General features: G+C 43.4%; 13 protein-coding genes. 6 read left to right on the plus strand and 7 right to left on the minus strand.

From position 1 onward, the window contains the following. Positions 1-1490 (minus strand): aspartate-alanine antiporter (aspT, locus tag AB4371_RS03695; protein ID WP_104216373.1); only part of this gene is annotated, 1490 nt, incomplete at its 3' end. A gap of 470 nt (positions 1491-1960) precedes the next feature. Between aspT and AB4371_RS03700 the strand changes: the two genes are divergently transcribed. The 6 genes from AB4371_RS03700 to AB4371_RS03725 all read left to right on the plus strand — a co-directional run bounded on the left by AB4371_RS03700 (position 1961) and on the right by AB4371_RS03725 (position 10292). Further along, positions 1961-2173: a DUF1656 domain-containing protein gene (locus tag AB4371_RS03700; RefSeq protein ID WP_017059802.1), complete on the plus strand. Its 213-nt coding sequence runs from the start codon at positions 1961-1963 to the stop codon at positions 2171-2173. 10 nt (positions 2174-2183) lie between these two features. Then, on the plus strand, positions 2184-3050 hold the full coding sequence (locus AB4371_RS03705; protein WP_372148989.1) for an HlyD family secretion protein: 867 nt from the start codon (positions 2184-2186) through the stop codon (positions 3048-3050). A 9-nt stretch (positions 3051-3059) separates the two neighbouring features. Further along, on the plus strand, positions 3060-4415 hold the full coding sequence (locus AB4371_RS03710; protein ID WP_372116283.1) for an FUSC family protein: 1356 nt from the start codon (positions 3060-3062) through the stop codon (positions 4413-4415). A gap of 325 nt (positions 4416-4740) precedes the next feature. Then, positions 4741-6399 (plus strand): hypothetical protein, encoded by a 1659-nt coding sequence (locus AB4371_RS03715; protein WP_372148992.1) that lies wholly within the window; start codon positions 4741-4743, stop codon positions 6397-6399. 251 nt (positions 6400-6650) lie between these two features. Next, complete coding sequence (locus tag AB4371_RS03720; protein WP_372148996.1) at positions 6651-8750, plus strand: carboxylesterase family protein; 2100 nt, start codon at positions 6651-6653, stop codon at positions 8748-8750. Between the two features lie 84 nt (positions 8751-8834). Beyond that, complete coding sequence (locus tag AB4371_RS03725; RefSeq protein WP_372148998.1) at positions 8835-10292, plus strand: phospholipase D family protein; 1458 nt, start codon at positions 8835-8837, stop codon at positions 10290-10292. A gap of 101 nt (positions 10293-10393) precedes the next feature. Here AB4371_RS03725 and AB4371_RS03730 read toward each other — a convergent pair whose 3' ends face one another. From AB4371_RS03730 to AB4371_RS03755, 6 genes are all read right to left on the minus strand, one after another. Continuing rightward, entirely contained in the window at positions 10394-11158 is a 765-nt protein-coding gene (locus AB4371_RS03730) for an aspartate/glutamate racemase family protein (RefSeq protein ID WP_372149001.1), read from the minus strand. A gap of 228 nt (positions 11159-11386) precedes the next feature. Next, entirely contained in the window at positions 11387-13105 is a 1719-nt protein-coding gene (locus AB4371_RS03735; protein ID WP_372149003.1) for an autotransporter assembly complex family protein, read from the minus strand. 231 nt (positions 13106-13336) lie between these two features. Continuing rightward, positions 13337-14626, minus strand: a complete 1290-nt coding sequence (locus tag AB4371_RS03740; RefSeq protein WP_017059810.1) for a DEAD/DEAH box helicase — start codon at positions 14624-14626, stop codon at positions 13337-13339. A gap of 200 nt (positions 14627-14826) precedes the next feature. Further along, positions 14827-15567: a DUF1223 domain-containing protein gene (locus tag AB4371_RS03745; RefSeq protein WP_372149005.1), complete on the minus strand. Its 741-nt coding sequence runs from the start codon at positions 15565-15567 to the stop codon at positions 14827-14829. Positions 15568-15742: 175 nt separating this feature from the next. Next, on the minus strand, positions 15743-15931 hold the full coding sequence (locus tag AB4371_RS03750) for a hypothetical protein (protein ID WP_017059812.1): 189 nt from the start codon (positions 15929-15931) through the stop codon (positions 15743-15745). A 313-nt stretch (positions 15932-16244) separates the two neighbouring features. Next, positions 16245-17246: a TerC/Alx family metal homeostasis membrane protein gene (locus AB4371_RS03755; protein ID WP_372149008.1), complete on the minus strand. Its 1002-nt coding sequence runs from the start codon at positions 17244-17246 to the stop codon at positions 16245-16247. Between the last annotated feature and the right edge of the window lie 12 nt (positions 17247-17258).

The following is a 17258-nucleotide window of genomic DNA, read 5'->3' on the forward strand; positions in this document are numbered from 1 at the left end:
GAAATAATCTGTGGAATGATGGTTACCGCAACACCCAAGAATAGTAGGCTCATACCGTGTTCTTTGATGGTGTCTACCGCTTGAGGGCCAGCCTCAAGACCAACGATACCCACGAATGCTGCTAGACCGAAGTCGCGAATAAAGCTTGCTGCTGATTCTGGGAATTGCGCCACATGTGGGTTACGGCTGCGTAACCAACCAACAATCAGACCTGACACTAGACAGCCTGCACCAGAGCCGATAGTGACCGGAATACCTGCAATTTTGAAGTTGATTAGGCCAATCAAAAGACCCAATACCATACCCATGCCTAGTACAATGAAGTCAGTCATTGTTGCTGAGTTCATTGGCTTACCGATTGTACCTTGAACACGATTAATATCGCTTGGTGAGCCAGTTAATTGAATAACATCATTTTTCTTAACAACAAGGTCAGCGTGAACTGGGATTGATACACCTTCGCGAAGGTAGTCAGTCACATAAACACCACGGTAAGTGCCTTTGTTCGCTTCTGATTTGATTTGACCTAGTGTACGGCCAATCAGTTGTTTGTTGTCTGCGATAAGCTGACGGTTCTCTTCAATGACTTCGTACTCTTCTGGAAGCACAACTTCAGAGCCAACAGAGTCACCTTTCAACTGACCAATGGCTTTACGAGTACCTGTGATAACCAGAACATCGCCTTGTTGAAACTTAGTAAATTTGTCTGCTTCAATCGCTTTGCCATCACGCTCGATAACTTCGATGCATGCGTCTATTGAATCTTGATTGATTTGGGCTAGTGTCAAACCATTCACTTTGCTCTCTGCTTTGATTTCAAAAGCGCGAGTCTCAAGTTTTGTCATCGCATTGAATTCACCAGCACCAAGCTCTGCATTACCATCTGAGTTCGCTTCTGCCATTTTGATTGCTTCAGCGCGAATGTCCCATTTCATTAGTGTTGGGAATACCCATGTCACCATTAGGATTGGACCTAGAGAACCAAAGATGTATGTTACAGCGTAACCTACAGCAACGTTAGTTTGCATCAGATGTTTGGCTTCTTCAGACACACCACCCAAACGGGCGATCGCATCGCCTGCAGTACCAATGATCGCAGACTGAGTTAAACCACCGGCAGCTAGGCCCGCAGCAGTACCTCTATCTAAGTCAAACAACCACGCAGCGGCAAGTACACACAATAAGCCTGAAACCGTCATAACAACCGCAGACAACAGAATGTTGATGGTTCTAAAGTTAAGCGCTTTAAAGAATTGTGCGCCGCCTTGATAACCCACAGCATAAATAAAGAGCGCAAAGAAAATACTTTTTACGCCGGGATCAATCTGAACACCAAATTGCCCAATAATTACGCCCATTAATAATGTTCCGGCCACACCGCCTAAAACAAATCGGCCGATAGTAATTTTACCAACCATATAACCCAATGAGAGTGTAATAAATAGTGCGACAAATGGTGCCATGTCAAACAGATTAGAAATAATGTCCATGACAAATTTACTCTTGTTACTAAATATAAGGAGTAAATAATCTAACGAATAACTTAATAATGATATTTGTTGGATTATTCAAAATAAATAAAGCATCTCGTTGCTTCGAACCGAATATTAAGAACAAAAGGTTTTATTATGTAATCCCATTTGATGGATCAAATCATCACTTTAACTGTTCGCATAGTTTTTGAAGTGCAATTTACACCTTAAGTGATTGGTTTAAATATATTTATCTTAAACCGGCAAAAGTAGATGATTTTCGAAATCAATTTCAATTAAGTGTTTCCACTTCAAGAACGACAACCTCCTACCGTTTTTTTACTGGCTTACGGCTCTCAACAAAGAGGCAGTTGGCATAATCACCGAATAAAGTTGGATTGTGATGGGTACGATCCTCTATAAGCGATTATCACAATAAATCGAACTCCGTTATCGTTGCATTCATCAAACAAATAGAGAACAGAACCATGAATACCATGCCGCATGAGCTTGTGTGGGATGAAGTCTACTTCCCACCGCTGTTATTGGTTATCGCACTGGCTTACATACTGACAATGCTAACAGGGTCAATCGCGACACGCTTTGGCCTTCATAAGTACGTCGCCTTTCCTGCAATAGCAGAACTGAGCTTGATCGTGATTTTTACTGGCGCTATCGGCCATTTTATTACCATTTTTTGAGGCACTTACTGTGATCAAACGTTATCTCATTACACTTTTATTATTGGCTGCTGCGGGAACTGTGGTTTATAGCTATTACCAGTCGTACTCAAGTAACCCATGGACCAGAGACGGACAAGTCAGCGCTTATATCGTCTCGATTACACCTCGAGTCACGGGTCAAGTCATTGAAGTGCATGTCGAAGACAACTCGAAGGTAAAAAAAGGCGATCTTCTTTTTGAGATCGATCCGAGTATTTACAAGGCGACCTACAGAAAAGCACTTGCGACTCAAAAACAAGCATTTGCCCTACTCGCCAAAGCCAAAAACGAAGAGCAACGCGCGTTGAATTTAGAGAAAAGAACGCCCGGTGCCGTGCCCGTGCTGACACTAAACAACTTGAACAACGCGGTAGAAACCAGCGCCGCAAATGTCGAACTGGCAAAAGCGAACGTAGAAGAAGCACATCTCAACCTTGAGTACACCAAGGTATATGCGCCTACTAACGGCTATATCACCAATCTGAACCTACGTGTTGGCTCTCAAGTTGTCGCGAATTCACCTGTGGTTGCGCTAATTGATGAAGATAGCTTCTGGATTGAAGGTTATTTCAAAGAGACTGATTTAGTCGGTGTCGATGCTCAGGACACTGCTTATGTGACCTTAATGATGCACAACAATGTTCAGCTAGAAGGACATATCAAAAGTATTGGTTTTGGTATCGCGAAGCAAGACGGCAGCACAGGTAATGATTTATTGCCAAACGTGAATCCAAACTTCCAATGGATACGCCTAGCTCAACGCATCCCTATCAAAGTGAAGTTAGAGAAAATACCAGAAGACGTACAACTGCGTGTTGGTATGACTGCCTCGATCAAGATAATCAAAAATAGCTAGGTGATTCTTATGTTCACTGCATCGACTAAAGACGCGATTAAAGTCGCACTCTCTATCGTTATCGCAATCTGCCTAGCGTTGTGGTTTGGTTGGGAAAAACCGTATTGGGCTGCGATAGCCGTCGCAGTGATGGCATTGAACGAGAGCTTCGCCCATTCAATAAACAAAGGCCATAACCGGTTAATGGGAACCTTGTTAGGGACCGGTTATGCCTTTTTCCTCATTGCGATGTTTTCACAAGATCGATTTTTGTTTCTAACATTTCTTACCGTGTTCTTAGGCACTTGTATTTTCATGTCTAGTGACGAGAAATACGGCTACATCTTTTCAATAGGATTTACCGTGTGTTCGATTGTTGCTTGTCTGGGCGGGTTTGATAACCAAACCACCTTTCACTTTGCTGTACTTAGACTTCAAGAAACACTATTAGGTGTTGTTGTGTTCTCTATTGTGTATCGCATCGTGTGGCCTGTGAATACTGAACTCAACTTTGTACAACGTTTCGAAACCAGTAAACAAGCGTTGTTAGATGCAATGGAAAAAACAGACAACATCGACATTGCCGCACTTGAAAGCAACACCGCGAATATTGATAAGCTGTATCAACTTTTAGATCTGCCACTGACCGGAAGCTACCACCTTAAAGAGAACATCCAAACATGGCGCTTGCGTATCGATGAAATGGCACATATCCAAGATACATTACTCAAACAAAGTAACAGCGAATCAGACTTAGATATCCAATGGGCAGTTCTTACTCACAACTTGAAGACGTTCGATGTATTAACACCAGAACAATCTCTTGTTGAGGGTGAACTCAATGTCATAGGTGATCATAAAGACGTGTCTTGGCATCATGCACATCGCACGTTTGTTGAACATTTGAATGAAGATGGGCGCAAAGTGCTGCAAGGCGTGTCGATGTTTATCACATCGCTGTTGGTTTGGATTTATCTTCCAGTTCCAGGTGGTTTCATATTTCCTATGTTAGCCGGTGTATTCTCTGCTATGGTGCCGACCATGCCACCAAGCGTTATTAAGGACGCTTTTTATGGTGTGTTGGGTACAGGGTCGGTGGTTCTGTTGCAATACATCTTTGTGATGCCATTAATGACAGAACTATGGGAGCTGGGACTATTCTACTTCCTTAACATTATGGTGATATGGAAAGTGTTCGCGACACCTAAGCTCATGGTACACCGAATATTGGGTATTAACTTATTAGTTGTTCTCACATCTGGTGCGCTCAACCTCACACCTGTTTATGGAATTGAAACGCCACTTTTGATGCTCGTAAACATTTTGATTATTCTGATGATAGCGAAGTTGTTTACTGATCTATTTAGAGTGAGGGTAACTGCTTAGAACTAAATGCGCTTAACAACTCACAACAAAACGGTCTGCCAAGTATTTTTACTTCACAGGCCGTTTTTTATCTATTGAAAATCATTATAAATCAATTAATTAACGCTAATTATTACTAAATGAGGATAGCGTCCATCAAAAGCGATTAACGCGATCTGCCACCTCCTCTTAAAATCCTCTCATTGATTGACGCAATGCATTTTTAGTCGCGACATTCACACTAGCAATCCTAACGGATAAATACATAACAACTGAACACGACGTTCAGTATTACATCGACTGTTTGAGTCTCGAAGGTTTGAGGCTACTCAGCGTGGGAACCGTCATGAGTTTTTTTGAAATACGCACCAGCGCCTGTAAGACCCATACTCTTTCTGTGTTAGCGTGCGCCCTATTACTTACCACCCCCAATTTTGCGTCTGCGACAGAAACCAATACTTACAGCGAAGTTATGGAAAAAGGTCGAGCACTATTTGACAAATATGGCATCAGTCATGATTTACCAAAGCTAGCAATCAGTTCGCTCGTACAGGGCGAGCACCTAGTTGAACACGCACATCGAACCATACAAATTGGCGATGAGGTTCGTGACTCAAGCGTCTATCTGATAAAAAACACAGACAGCAAAGGCAACATCGACCTGCGCGTCAAATACAACCCGCAAGAGCTGGATGAAAACGAAAAACTGATCGATGAAATTGAAGAGTTTACGCGCACTGAGTATCGACTAAGAAATTATGCAGAAAGCTTCGATCCATCGTCAGTGAAAGTCAATGAAAAAGACAACGGCGACGTGACCATTAGCTTCAACTATTCGAAATACGGCTTACCACAAGACATCGCCTATTTCCGTTTCTTGAATGTTGATATTGAACTTGTAGGCGGCACACCAAAACGCATGGTAATCACCAACGACAAGCCATTTAATCTTGGTAAGTCAAAAGTCGATACCTATTACCAAGTGATTGATTTCCAAAAGTTAGACTCTGGTAAAGTCGTTATTGAACGTAAGACAACTAACATCGAGGGTACGTCTAAAACGAAACCGATGACCATGAGCGCTGTAACTGAACCCGTCGCAATTTATGAAGACGACAACGGCGTTAATGTCCTGCATGAAGAGCGTCTAAAAGAAGTTTCAGATCCTCGTATGCAAGAAGCGAGTGTTAAGTTAGATCGAGTATTCCCTTTAATGGGTGACATGGTGCGTCGTCAAGGTATCGATTTGCCATTACCATTCGGTGTTTCAGTTGCTTATCGCAATCAAGACATGAACCTTCCTATGACCGATTACGTGATTGGCGGTGTGCGCTTGAATGACCTGTTCGACCCTGAAGATAGCGTTGCAACGGTTAAAGCAGAAAGTCTTTCAATACGTGGTGATGTGAATATTCTGCCGTTCTGGAATGTATTCGGATATGTAGGAAAGGTAAACGTTGACGCGAATGTTGATGCCTCTTACACCGGCGCTGCGGGAGAATATCTACAAGATAAACTCAATAACAAACTACCTGGTCTAGGTGACAAACTGTGCGAGGGCGTATCAGCACTGTGTAACAGTGGGCGTTTAAATGTACCACTGCATCTCGAATATGACTTACGCGGTGCGGGTACAACACTATCTGTTGGTTACAAAGAGTTCTTTGCATCACTGACCGGCACCTATTCACAAACCCGTCTGAAAGGGATGGATGATTGGGGTGACGGCATTGTCACGATTCAGCCAATGTTGGGCTACCAATTAGTTGATTATCGCGCTCAATTCTTCGTTGGTGCTGAATACCAAGGTTTAGATTCACGTATGCAAGGTACTGTAAAGACAGACGATATTGAGTTTGATTACGACGTTGGTGTCGACATTAACCAGTGGGCATTTTTAACCGGAGTCAACAAACAGATTGGCAAGCATTACAACATGACCGTGTTGTACAACAAAGGTGAAACTCGTTCGGCTGTGACATTGAACCTTGGCTATCGCTTCTAGAACGTTTGATCTTCTAGACCTAATAAGCTCTTAGCTCATTGAACTCTGATATCGGTGTAAATCTCACGTTTACTTGCGCCGACATCATACCAACGACATTGCGCCCCCTTGTTTTCAACAGAGAGCAAGTGAAATAAACAACCACGTCAAACGCACCAATGATGGAGCGAATCACCTGATGGAAGGACAGGTTTGACGGTATCGATGCGCTGTTCGTTACTTTACCAAATTTTATTGTGGACACCTTTTTTATGACTATTGCATATCGTTCTCTCATCGCGCTCGCTATTGCGGCCGCTCTTGCTGGTTGTGACACAGACGTTGAACCAACGGTTCCAATGCCAGACAAACCTGAACCTCTCGTACCTGCCCCTGCGGAAACCTTTACTATTCAAATCGGCGACGCAAGTATCAAAGCGACCAAAGAAGAGCTGGTTATTACGTCGAATACCGAAGACGACAAACTGGCTTCAGTTGAGTCTTTTAAAGGCATTAAATTTGCCGATGCAGAGCGTTTTGAGCACAGTGAAATGGTTGATCTTGGGAGTGACATTGATGCGACTACGTTTGGTGATGCATGTCCTCAATTGAAGACCGTTTCACAGACACAATCTGAAGACTGTTTGAACCTTAACATTTGGCGCCCAGTAGGCGTAGATGCTGATGCAGACCTACCGGTTTATGTATTCATTCACGGTGGTGACTTTGAATATGGCTCAGGTTCTGAAGCACTTGTGCACGGTGATACCGTGGTTGCTCAAGGAAGCGACGATGGTAAGCCTTTCATCTATGTAAGCTTTAACTACCGTCTTGGTCAGTTAGGTACTCAATGGATTAAAGGCGCGAACGAAGATGGCAACTATGGCCTAGGTGACCAGAAGCGCGCCTTAGAGTGGGTACATAACAATATCGCTGACTTCGGTGGTAATGCTCAAAACGTAACCGTTATGGGTCAAGGCTCTGGTGCTATGTCTATTGGTTTCTTGCAGCAAGATGACGATATCGCAGGTCAATATTTCCAACGTGCAATCATGCAAAGCAACCCTTATGGGTTCGAGTATCCAAGTTATGACGTTGCTAAGAGCCGCAACAATAACTTTGATGCAGACACTTCGGTCGACGAGATCATGGCGTCGCAAGAAACAGCTTTGGATGGTATTGAACAGCTAAAAAATTGGTTGTTAGGTTCTTTGCAAATCCCAATTCTGAGCCCAGCCGCAGATGAGACGCCAATGTCAAACCTGATGCCTTTTGCTCCATACATATTGTGTGAAAAAACAAGTCTCCTTGGTAGCTGTAGAGAATCAGCAGAGTCACCAATGAAAGCAGGCTTCTCAGTACCAACTGTCCTAGGTGAAAATGCACATGAAGCGAACAGCTTTGGCATGCTATTTAGCGCTACGTTCTTAATCCCGACGGTCATCGAGTTATTAACAAATGATGAACCTGAACTGCTTACTAACGAAGATCCAACAAAGCTAGCTCTAGCTATGGTTAACTGGTTAGAAGATGAAAACAACATCGTTCTTCTGCAACAAAAACTATCTGAGCAAGCAAGTGATGAAGTTTCAGCAGATCTTGTATTGCCAAGCAGTGCGTACAGCGCAGTAACGGGCTTATTTTATGGTGCCAAGCTAGAAGGTGATCTACTTGAAATGACTGGATGCATTGATACCAACGATATTGCGGGTACCGTAGGTTGCTTGGTCGACATTGTTGAGATCACTAGCCACCAGCAAACCCAAGATATTCTGGCTCTAACTGATTTCTACCCTAACTCAGAATCTAGCTTTGGTGGCGCTCTTGACAACATGAAGCAATTTAAAACCTTGCTAAATGACACCTTGTTCAATGGCCCAGCTCGTTATATGGCAGCAAACAGCGGAGTAGAAGCAACGCTATACCACTTTGAGCACAAACCAAGCTTTAACATGTGGAACTATAAAACAGGTCTAAATGAAGAAACGGGCGAATACGACCAACTGTCAATCATTGATCTATTCAAAACGATTGGTTGCATCAGCGGTGCATGTAACGGTTCAGAACTGCCATTTATGTTCAACAAAGCTGTACGTTTTGATGGAAGCGAAGTAAATCCATCAAGCAAAGATAAAGCCCTTATGAACGAAATGTCGCGTCTTTGGTTTAGCGATGAATTGTTCCAGAGCTACCAGTACAGCGATGCTACCGACAATGTGCTTGTCATTGATGGTGCAGGATTCAGCGACAACAGCACTACCTTCGACTGGGACTATGTCACAAACCCAGGTGTTGATCCTAAGCTTCGTGAAGGTCGCTTAACGGGTCTAGCAGAGCAAGGTCTTATGCCTTGGGACTGGTACCTAAACTAAACATATTCAACACCCTTCCTACTTTAACGGCCAGCTCGCTGGCCGTTTCTATATCCAAATTTTATGTTTAAACGCAGGTTAGTTATGACACTTAGCAAACTAAAAACAGCATGCACAATAATGTTGATTGCTTTGGTCACAGGATGTGCCCAACCTTACCCCGATGTTGAACCTGACTTCGAAGCTAACTGGCAAAGCACAGAACATCAAGCCGAAGTCTATTTGATCCCGAGTGCGCCTGAAGCCTTTGCGCGCCGCATTGATCTGGTTCGCCAAGCAAAACACTCGATTGATATGACTTACTTCTCTTGGGAAAACGACACTCTGGGTCTGATGCTGTTAAACGAGCTGAAACACGCCGCTGACCGCGATGTGGCCGTGCGCCTCACACTGGATGACTTGTTGGTATTCAATGACAAATGGCTTGCGGAGTTGGACTCACACGCCAATATTGAGATTCGACTGTTCAACCCTTTTGAGTCACGTAAAGCTGGCTGGATTGGTCGTGCGCTCAACTTCTCTACTCATCAAAAACAGTTAGATAATCGACTGCATGAGAAATACTTTAACGTTGATCACCAATCGATGATCCTCGGTGGGCGCAACATCGGTGATGACTACTTTGGCTACAGCGAAAGTGCCAACTTCTTTGATATGGATGTGCTGTTTAAAGGCGACGTGATTGCTGCTTTCGACCGAAACTACCAAGCGTTGTGGAACAGTGAGCATGTAGTGCCAATTCAAGAACGCATTAAAATCAAAGAGAAAGAGCAATACCAAGCGTTCACCAAAGCGTTGAACAAAGGTGAAAAGAATCAAGCATTGATCACGTCTGAAGTCGAAAGGCAGATAAAGAGCTTAAACCAACCGAAGTTCATTTCAGCCTCTGTCACGCCGGTATTTGACTCACTGGAGAAACTCAATGACAACAAGCCCTACTTTCGCCAACGTATTGAACACTTGATGAAGCAAAAAGTACCGACACCTTCTAAGGTTATTATTTCTACGCCTTATATGGTGCCAAGCGATAACAAGTTTGTATTCGTCGATGCACTTAGAGAGAGCAAAGCCGAAGTCACCTTACTGACGAATTCATCGGCTTCTAATGATTCGGGCTTTGTGCCTGCGTATTACGAAAAACACCGTGAGACTCTACTCGACAAGGGCGTAAGTATCTATGAGTACAAAAGCCAAGCGATCAATGATGATCACTACTTTCATGTTGATACCTACTACCACAACAAGACAGTAATTTTAGATGAGCGTGTCACCTATATTGGCTCTTCTAACTTCGATCCAAGATCAGACTTTCTCAACGTTGAGTTTGGGGTGTTGGTTGACAGTGAAGAGTTTGCGAAGCAAGTGACACACTACTTAACACGTCAGAAAGAGGAGTTGTTCTGGGCTGTGTCGCGAGAACAATCAGGTGACACCATCTGGGCTTCAGAGGAACAAATCCATACTAAGAACCCGAACTACAGTTCATGGAACAAGGTACCTGATTGGTTATTTCGAAAAATGAATGGCGAGTTCGAGCTTTAAGTGTTCAGCTTCGAATCTTTATTTTTAATTTTCTCCAGTCCAAATGTAAAAAAGCCGCGTAATTCGCGGCTTTCTCATGTTTCAAATACACGTATCTGAGCTTATAGACGGTAGGTCATCGCTCTTTGGACTACGTAGTTCACCATATCAAGCGTTGTGAAGATCGAATTAACATCATTAATGTTGTAATCCACATGTCCACGCTCCACATATTGCTCAGCGAGACGGTAAATATCAACGACACGCTCAGCTACCGCTTCCATAGGATCAATAAAAGTGACTGTTGGAAATGCCGTTTCAAGTTGCTTTCTAACCAAAGGAAGTTCCGTGCATCCCCAAATAACCGTATCAACGCCCTTCTCTACGATGGATTGAATCGCTACAGCAAGCAGTGCGGCATTACGCTCAAACTCGCCCGCTTTGATCCCGTTGGTTTCTCGGATTGCTTGTCCACACTCTGTCATCTCACCGGTTACTTCACCATAGATAGCACTATGCACGTTATGCTCTTGCTCAAAGGAATCTGGCTTAACGAACACCAGATTCGCGTCCGTTAGGTAACGATCATAGATTCCCGAATTGTATGTGCCGTTGGTACATAAAATACCAACAACAGATTCAGAGTTCTGCTCTTTGATTTGATCAACGGTGGTTTGAAGCATGTCGACGATATAAACGTTGGTGTGCTTTTGAACCTCAGGTCTAAAGTAATGAGCGGTGTTACAGGTCATTACGCCAAACTGAACATTGGCATGTTCTAAAATGCACGCTGACTCAATCAGTTCAGGCACAGGATCGGTACCGCCTTCGTTAATCACTTCAGATCGATCGGGGATATCTGAGTTTTTCACCACTATCATGGCCATGTGGTCTTAGTCTTTAAGTGCGCCGTGTTCAATTTCTTTCTTGGCGACGATATCTTGGAACAGAGCATCTGCTTCAGGGCCCATATTACCAAATACACCGAATCGTAGCTTTTTCATAGTTTTTACCTTTGTGTTTGCTAAAGCACAAAGGTTATTACGCTCTTTCGATTTACTTGAATCCTATTAGATGGTTCGCATCCTCGCGAGTGCATAAACAGCGTACAAAAATCAGAATTGAGTACCAAAGGAAAAATGAATACGAAATTCGTCGCCTTCAGGCGCATCTATGCCGTAAGCAAAATCGAGCTTAACTGGCATTAACTGTGAGTTCCAAATCAAACTCACGCCCGTCCCACGCTTCCAATCCGCTTGTTGATCAAATGCATCACCCACATCAAGAAATGCGCCCAACCAAATTGAACGATAGACTTGATGCTGATATTCGAGCCCAGCAGTTAACATATAACGTGCCCCCGTTAGTTCACCATTCTCGTCTCTAGGGGAGATAGATTCGTAACCATAACCTCGCAGGTTTCCATCGCCACCAGCAAAATACCGCAGTGACGACGGCACATCAGATAATGATTTGGCAATGTTGATGCCTACGTTGGAGCGGAAATGGAGCTTCTGCCTGTCACTAATATCCCATGAAAGGACACTGTTTCCTTCCAACCGCAACAGCCTTGAGTCAGAGAACAGACTAGGGTCAGAATACTCGACAGAATAGATGTGTCGATGATTGAGCTCCAACTGATCATTTTTACGATCAACCTGAGAAAAACTGATGCCAGGTAACAGTAATTGCGATTGCTCTTCCTCAGATGCCTGACGGTACTGTTCGTGCAAGTATTTGACATAAATGGTGCTTTGCCAATCACTGTCTAATTGCCAGTAACGTTCGAACTTAAGATCGTTTGTAAAGCTATTGGTGTCTCGATGATCAATTCGTTTCGATTCAAACTGAATACCAAAGTAATCCGTTGTGACTTTCTCTGTGGGGATTTTGTACCCCAACTGAAGTGATTGCTCCTGTTCAGACAAATATGTCTGTGTTTCAAAGCTGTGGCCTCTCCGGTTATACCAAGGCTTTGACCAACTGAGAGAGGCGCGTAAACCGAGATCTGTAGAATAGCCGCCACCGACCTGCACGATATTTCGAGAACTTGGCTCGGCAATGATTTCAATTGGAACTTCTAGGTTGTCATCAAGTTTGTCAAAGTCACCATGTACGATGACACTTCGAAACCATTGAGTGTCTGACAAATCAGATTGCAGTTCACCTAACTTGATGGTGTCAAAGTCATCACCTTTTTTAAAGGTGGGTATTTTCTCGATACGAGTAGGGTCAACCCCATCATCAGGAATACTTATAGAACCGAACTTGTAGCGTGGACCACTTGCAAAATACAAGTGTATATTCGCGATGTTCTCGCTAGGAATAACTTCAATCTTTGACTCGATAAACCTGCCGTCAAAATAACCTTTCCGCTTTGCTAAAGAGAAAATCGCACGCTTAGTTTGGTCATATTCTTGGTGAGACAAAGTTAAACCTGAGCCTAACTTGCTTTGATTGAGTATATTGATGAACTCCGCATCTAGGCTAGCTTCACCTGTTATTTTTACTATCGATTCTGCGATGCGCATGACAGGACCAGAATCGATGTTAATGATCACGTTATCAGAATCATTGAGGTCGATATCGAGCTGTGGGTGATAATAACCATAAGGGTTGAGTGCATCTTGAATACGTTTAGATAGCTTCGTTTTCGATAGCTGTGATGCAGGAACATCGGCTAAAGGTTCTAAATATAATTCTACATTTTCGGTGAGAGTTTTATTAACCCCTTTAACCTCAAATTCAGCAGCACTAGAAGAGTGTTGGGTAAACAGGAAAAATGAAGTGGCCAGCACTAATTGTTTAATCGAGGTCTTCACGCGGTTACCCAATTGCTCAAAACCCGAACAGGTTATGAGCAAAGCGTTAAATCGCCGAATCTCTTATGGAGGACGCTATCCTTCGAACGGCTTATCGGGTTGTTTAACACCACAACAGTCGTTTATTAACGACTCAAATCCCAGCCCTACAGACACAAAAAAGGCGCAATTAAGCACCTTTTGAATGTCTATTACTTATTGATTTATATGGCTTGCTGACTCATATAGTTTACTGACTCAAGATCAGTTGTTGTTCAGCCACACATCTTGGTTTTTTGGAGCTTTCTTCTTCTTTTTCTTCTTGCCAGTACCGGCCGGTGGCGCAACAGGTTTTAGTGCTGCGATCAGTTCAGCTGTCGCTTCTTCATCCACTTCAAAGCCTTCAATTTGCTCACGCTCAAGACGAATCTTGTTCTTCTTCTCGATGATTTTGAAGTGGTGGTAATCTTCGTGATCGATCAGAGATAACGCAAGACCAACTTCACCTGCACGACCACTTCGGCCGATACGGTGCATGTAGTCTGACGGGCTGCGCGGTAAGTCAAAGTTGATTACCACTGGAAGCTTCTCAATATCCAGACCACGTGCCGCGATGTCTGTCGCGATCAGAACGTCAATCTCGCCAGATTTGAAATCTTCTAGGATACGAGTACGTGAACCTTGCCCTTTATCGCCGTGGAATACTTCTGCGATGATACCGCGCTTGTAAAGCTTGTCTGCTAGGTGCTCACAGCTGTTCTTCGCATTAACGAAGATCAGAGCTTGGCGCCATTCATGTTGTTGAATTAGGTGTGCGAGTAACGCTGTCTTGCGACCTTTTTCTACTTCGAATACACGTTGAACCAGTGTGCTCGCATTGGCACTTTGAAGTTGAACTTCAATTGGATCGCTTAGAAGTTCGTGAGTCAGCGTTTTAACTTGCTCTGGGAAAGTTGCAGAGAACAACAAGGTTTGTTTTTTGCTCGGCAAGAGCTTCAAGATTGCATCAAGTTCTTCGGTAAAACCTAGGCTTAGCATTCGGTCAGCTTCATCAAGCACTAACGTTTTCACTTTATCTAGTTTGATAGCGTTGCTCGAAATAAGGTCAAGCAGACGACCCGGTGTTGCCACCAAGATATCAGTGCCGCCACGTAGAGCCTGCATTTGAGTGTTTACCGATACACCACCAAACACACAAACCGTTTTAATCGCGCCATTGAAATGCACAGCGTAAGATTTAACGCTGTCAGCCACTTGCTTAGCAAGTTCACGAGTAGGAACCAAGATAAGGCCAGAAACAAAGTTACCTTTGCCTGAACGACGGTCCAGAGGGGCATCTTCATGAATCTTTTGTAACAGTGGAAGAGCAAATGCTGCGGTTTTACCTGAACCGGTATTTGCGCCTGCAATTAAATCGCGTCCTGCTAACACACTTGGAATAACTTGCGCTTGGATAGGCGTTGGCTGTTGGTATTCAAGCTCAGATAAACGAGCCATCAAAGGAGAGATTAAGCCAAGATCAGAGAAGTTGGTTGGTGTAGTGGTGTTAGTCATTAATTGCAGGAACTCAAAGCTAAAATAATAGCGCGCTATATTAACGTATTTCAGCAGTATTACGTAACTAAATCGCCCTTTCGCTTCTATTTCACTGATTAATATCCGTCAGACGCGAAGTTATCGATGTGAGAACCTCGATACTCGCCGTACCAACTTCGTCTAAGAGTATTCCAGCTACACAATTGCGTGGGTTGCAGTTAGTTCAGCCAACCTGCTACCGTTTGTTCCGGTGCATACGAATTCGGCTCACTTATCCAAACAGCGACTGCGTCTGGTGTAGCGACAAGTGGCTCAAAATTGATATTAAATTGCCATTCAGACTCACCACGCTGATAACCATCGTAAACCACAACAAAATCATGTTCGAGTTTCTTACCCCTGTTCTCGCCCGCCTTAACGCTGGTGACTTCGTTCATCGCCAGCAAAGCTATATGAGCAACATAATCCCCTTTGCCTTCGTAACTTACGCTGAACGTATCGCCTTTATAGTTGACCGTTAGCTTGGGGTTATTTTGTTGTTTGAGCGAAGGCAACGTTCTGTCTAACCAGTTAAAGTAACCGCGCCACTCTTTTCCATCGACAACAAAGCCGGGTGTGTAAACCCCACTTGTTACTCCATAAGCTTTGTACAAGCGTTGCTTCTGACTAAACGCCTTACTCGCGAACTTGTCGCCCCAACCTAAGTAATCCCAATAATCGACGTGATAGGCAAGCGGAATAACTTGTGTCCAAAGTTTTGGATGGTCTTCAAAAGTACTGAGGTACTGATCAGCAGGTGGACAACTTGAACAACCTTCAGAGGTGAAGAGCTCGATAACCTGTGCGGGCTGGCCTTCATTACTCCAGGTTTGTGCAAGCGACACTGAGGAATAGAAGCCGATCGGTAAGGCAAATAAACAAAGTTTAATCAATGATGAATTGCGTTTGGCGTGTGACATACCGAGATCCTTGTACAAAGCGAATTGAATGGCGCTCAAATACAGACCGTTATGCCTAGGTTTTTCTTTCAGGTGCTTAGTTTACGAAGAGATTGAGTTTATTTCAGATACAAAAACGCCAGCTTTAGAAGCTGGCGTTTTCTTAAAATTCTATATTTACATGTTAACGCTGAGATTAACGGTTAATACCGATATCGCGTTGCATGTGACCAGATAGGTCGCTTGCGTAGTAACTACGTGGAGAGTTGTCTACGAAAAGAATATCGAAAATGTGTGCAATCAATCCTTTGAAGTTAACCGAGTAGGTTTTCTTATCCATAGAGTTAGGAACAGCGATAGTATTCATTTGTACTGCTTGAGCCATGATTGCCTCTCTATAAATTTATTAATGTGTTTCGTTCTGATGACAAGAATAATAGGTGATCTTTTGCAGGTTAAAAAATGACTAAAATTAGATTTTGGGATTAGTTTTTCTAATAAAACAAACCATTAACAATGCCACAAAATAGATATGCAGATTATGTGAGTACAAATTCAATATAGTGTTTAAATCATGCATTTAGTACAAATACCCCGCAAACAACAGTGGCCAATGTCACAGAAAATTTACATAAATAAATTTTCCACTTCATCAGCCACGTGTTCATTATCGACTTTTCGATAAGTTATATTTGTTTTTAATTTACTTGTTCAATGCCTGGCTTCTTCGCATAAACCGACGCTATAACCGCAATCGTCATCGTAGAAACCAATACCGCCAATGACCAGTAAGTTGGGATAGCCCACTCGCTATCAACCAGAAGCATTTTCACACCAATGAACACCATGATGAATGAAAGCGCGGGTTTCAAATAGATGAACTTGTCCATCATACCTTGCAGTACAAAATACAACGAGCGAAGACCAAGTAACGCAAACACGTTAGCCGCAAGTACCAAGAACGGTTCTTGTGTTACCGCAAAGATCGCAGGGATAGAATCTAATGCAAACATCACGTCCATGACTGCGATCGCACCGATGACCAACATCATTGGAGTGAATGCCCATTTAGCACCCTGTTTAACCATTAATGCAGGGCCATGGAAGTCCTCTGTTACCGGCATCACTTTACGAAGTAGCTTTTCAGGCAGAGTATTCACACTCTCCTCTTCGCCCTTGTCTAATGCCAGCTTAATACCTGTACCAATCAAGAACGCAGCGAACACGTAAAGCACCCAGTGGTATTCCGCCAATAGCTGTGCGCCTAGTGCGATCATAATTGCACGAAGCACCAATGCACCAATGACACCCCAAAGAAGCGCACGAGGTCTTAGATGCTCAGGAACTTGGTATTGAGCAAAGATCATCGCAAAAACAAACAAGTTATCTACGCTAAGGGATTTTTCTAACAAGTAACCCGTAATGAATGACACGGTTGCTTTTTGCGCTGTGTAGTCACTGTTCGGCGCATAAATGTCCCAAAACAGGTAAATAGAGCCAGCAAACAAAAACGCAAGTACAAACCAGGAAACACTCCAGATTGCCGCTTTCTTGATAGTAACGTTACCGCCACGAGTCTGATAGATATCAATAGAGACGAGAATAACCGTCAGCAGGAAAAAGCCCGCATAAGTCGTCATGATTTGCGATGAAAAAAAGGATTCACTATTTGTAGATAATAGAGATTGAGTTGAGTTCATTATTCCTCCGGG

Source organism: Vibrio sp. 10N.261.51.A3, assembly GCF_041471965.1.
Taxonomy (GTDB): Bacteria; Pseudomonadota; Gammaproteobacteria; order Enterobacterales; family Vibrionaceae; genus Vibrio; species Vibrio crassostreae_C.

Bases quoted from the DNA above. Each gene is read 5' to 3' on its own strand.
- AB4371_RS03755 (WP_372149008.1), bottom strand. From the start codon at position 17,246: ATGAACTCAACTCAATCTCTATTATCTACAAATAGTGAATCCTTTTTT.
- AB4371_RS03730 (WP_372149001.1), bottom strand. From the start codon at position 11,158: ATGGCCATGATAGTGGTGAAAAACTCAGATATCCCCGATCGATCTGAA.
- AB4371_RS03740 (WP_017059810.1), bottom strand. From the start codon at position 14,626: ATGACTAACACCACTACACCAACCAACTTCTCTGATCTTGGCTTAATC.
- AB4371_RS03710 (WP_372116283.1), top strand. From the start codon at position 3,060: ATGTTCACTGCATCGACTAAAGACGCGATTAAAGTCGCACTCTCTATC.
- AB4371_RS03725 (WP_372148998.1), top strand. From the start codon at position 8,835: ATGACACTTAGCAAACTAAAAACAGCATGCACAATAATGTTGATTGCT.
- AB4371_RS03750 (WP_017059812.1), bottom strand. From the start codon at position 15,931: ATGGCTCAAGCAGTACAAATGAATACTATCGCTGTTCCTAACTCTATG.
- AB4371_RS03700 (WP_017059802.1), top strand. From the start codon at position 1,961: ATGAATACCATGCCGCATGAGCTTGTGTGGGATGAAGTCTACTTCCCA.
- AB4371_RS03720 (WP_372148996.1), top strand. From the start codon at position 6,651: ATGACTATTGCATATCGTTCTCTCATCGCGCTCGCTATTGCGGCCGCT.
- AB4371_RS03715 (WP_372148992.1), top strand. From the start codon at position 4,741: ATGAGTTTTTTTGAAATACGCACCAGCGCCTGTAAGACCCATACTCTT.
- AB4371_RS03745 (WP_372149005.1), bottom strand. From the start codon at position 15,567: ATGTCACACGCCAAACGCAATTCATCATTGATTAAACTTTGTTTATTT.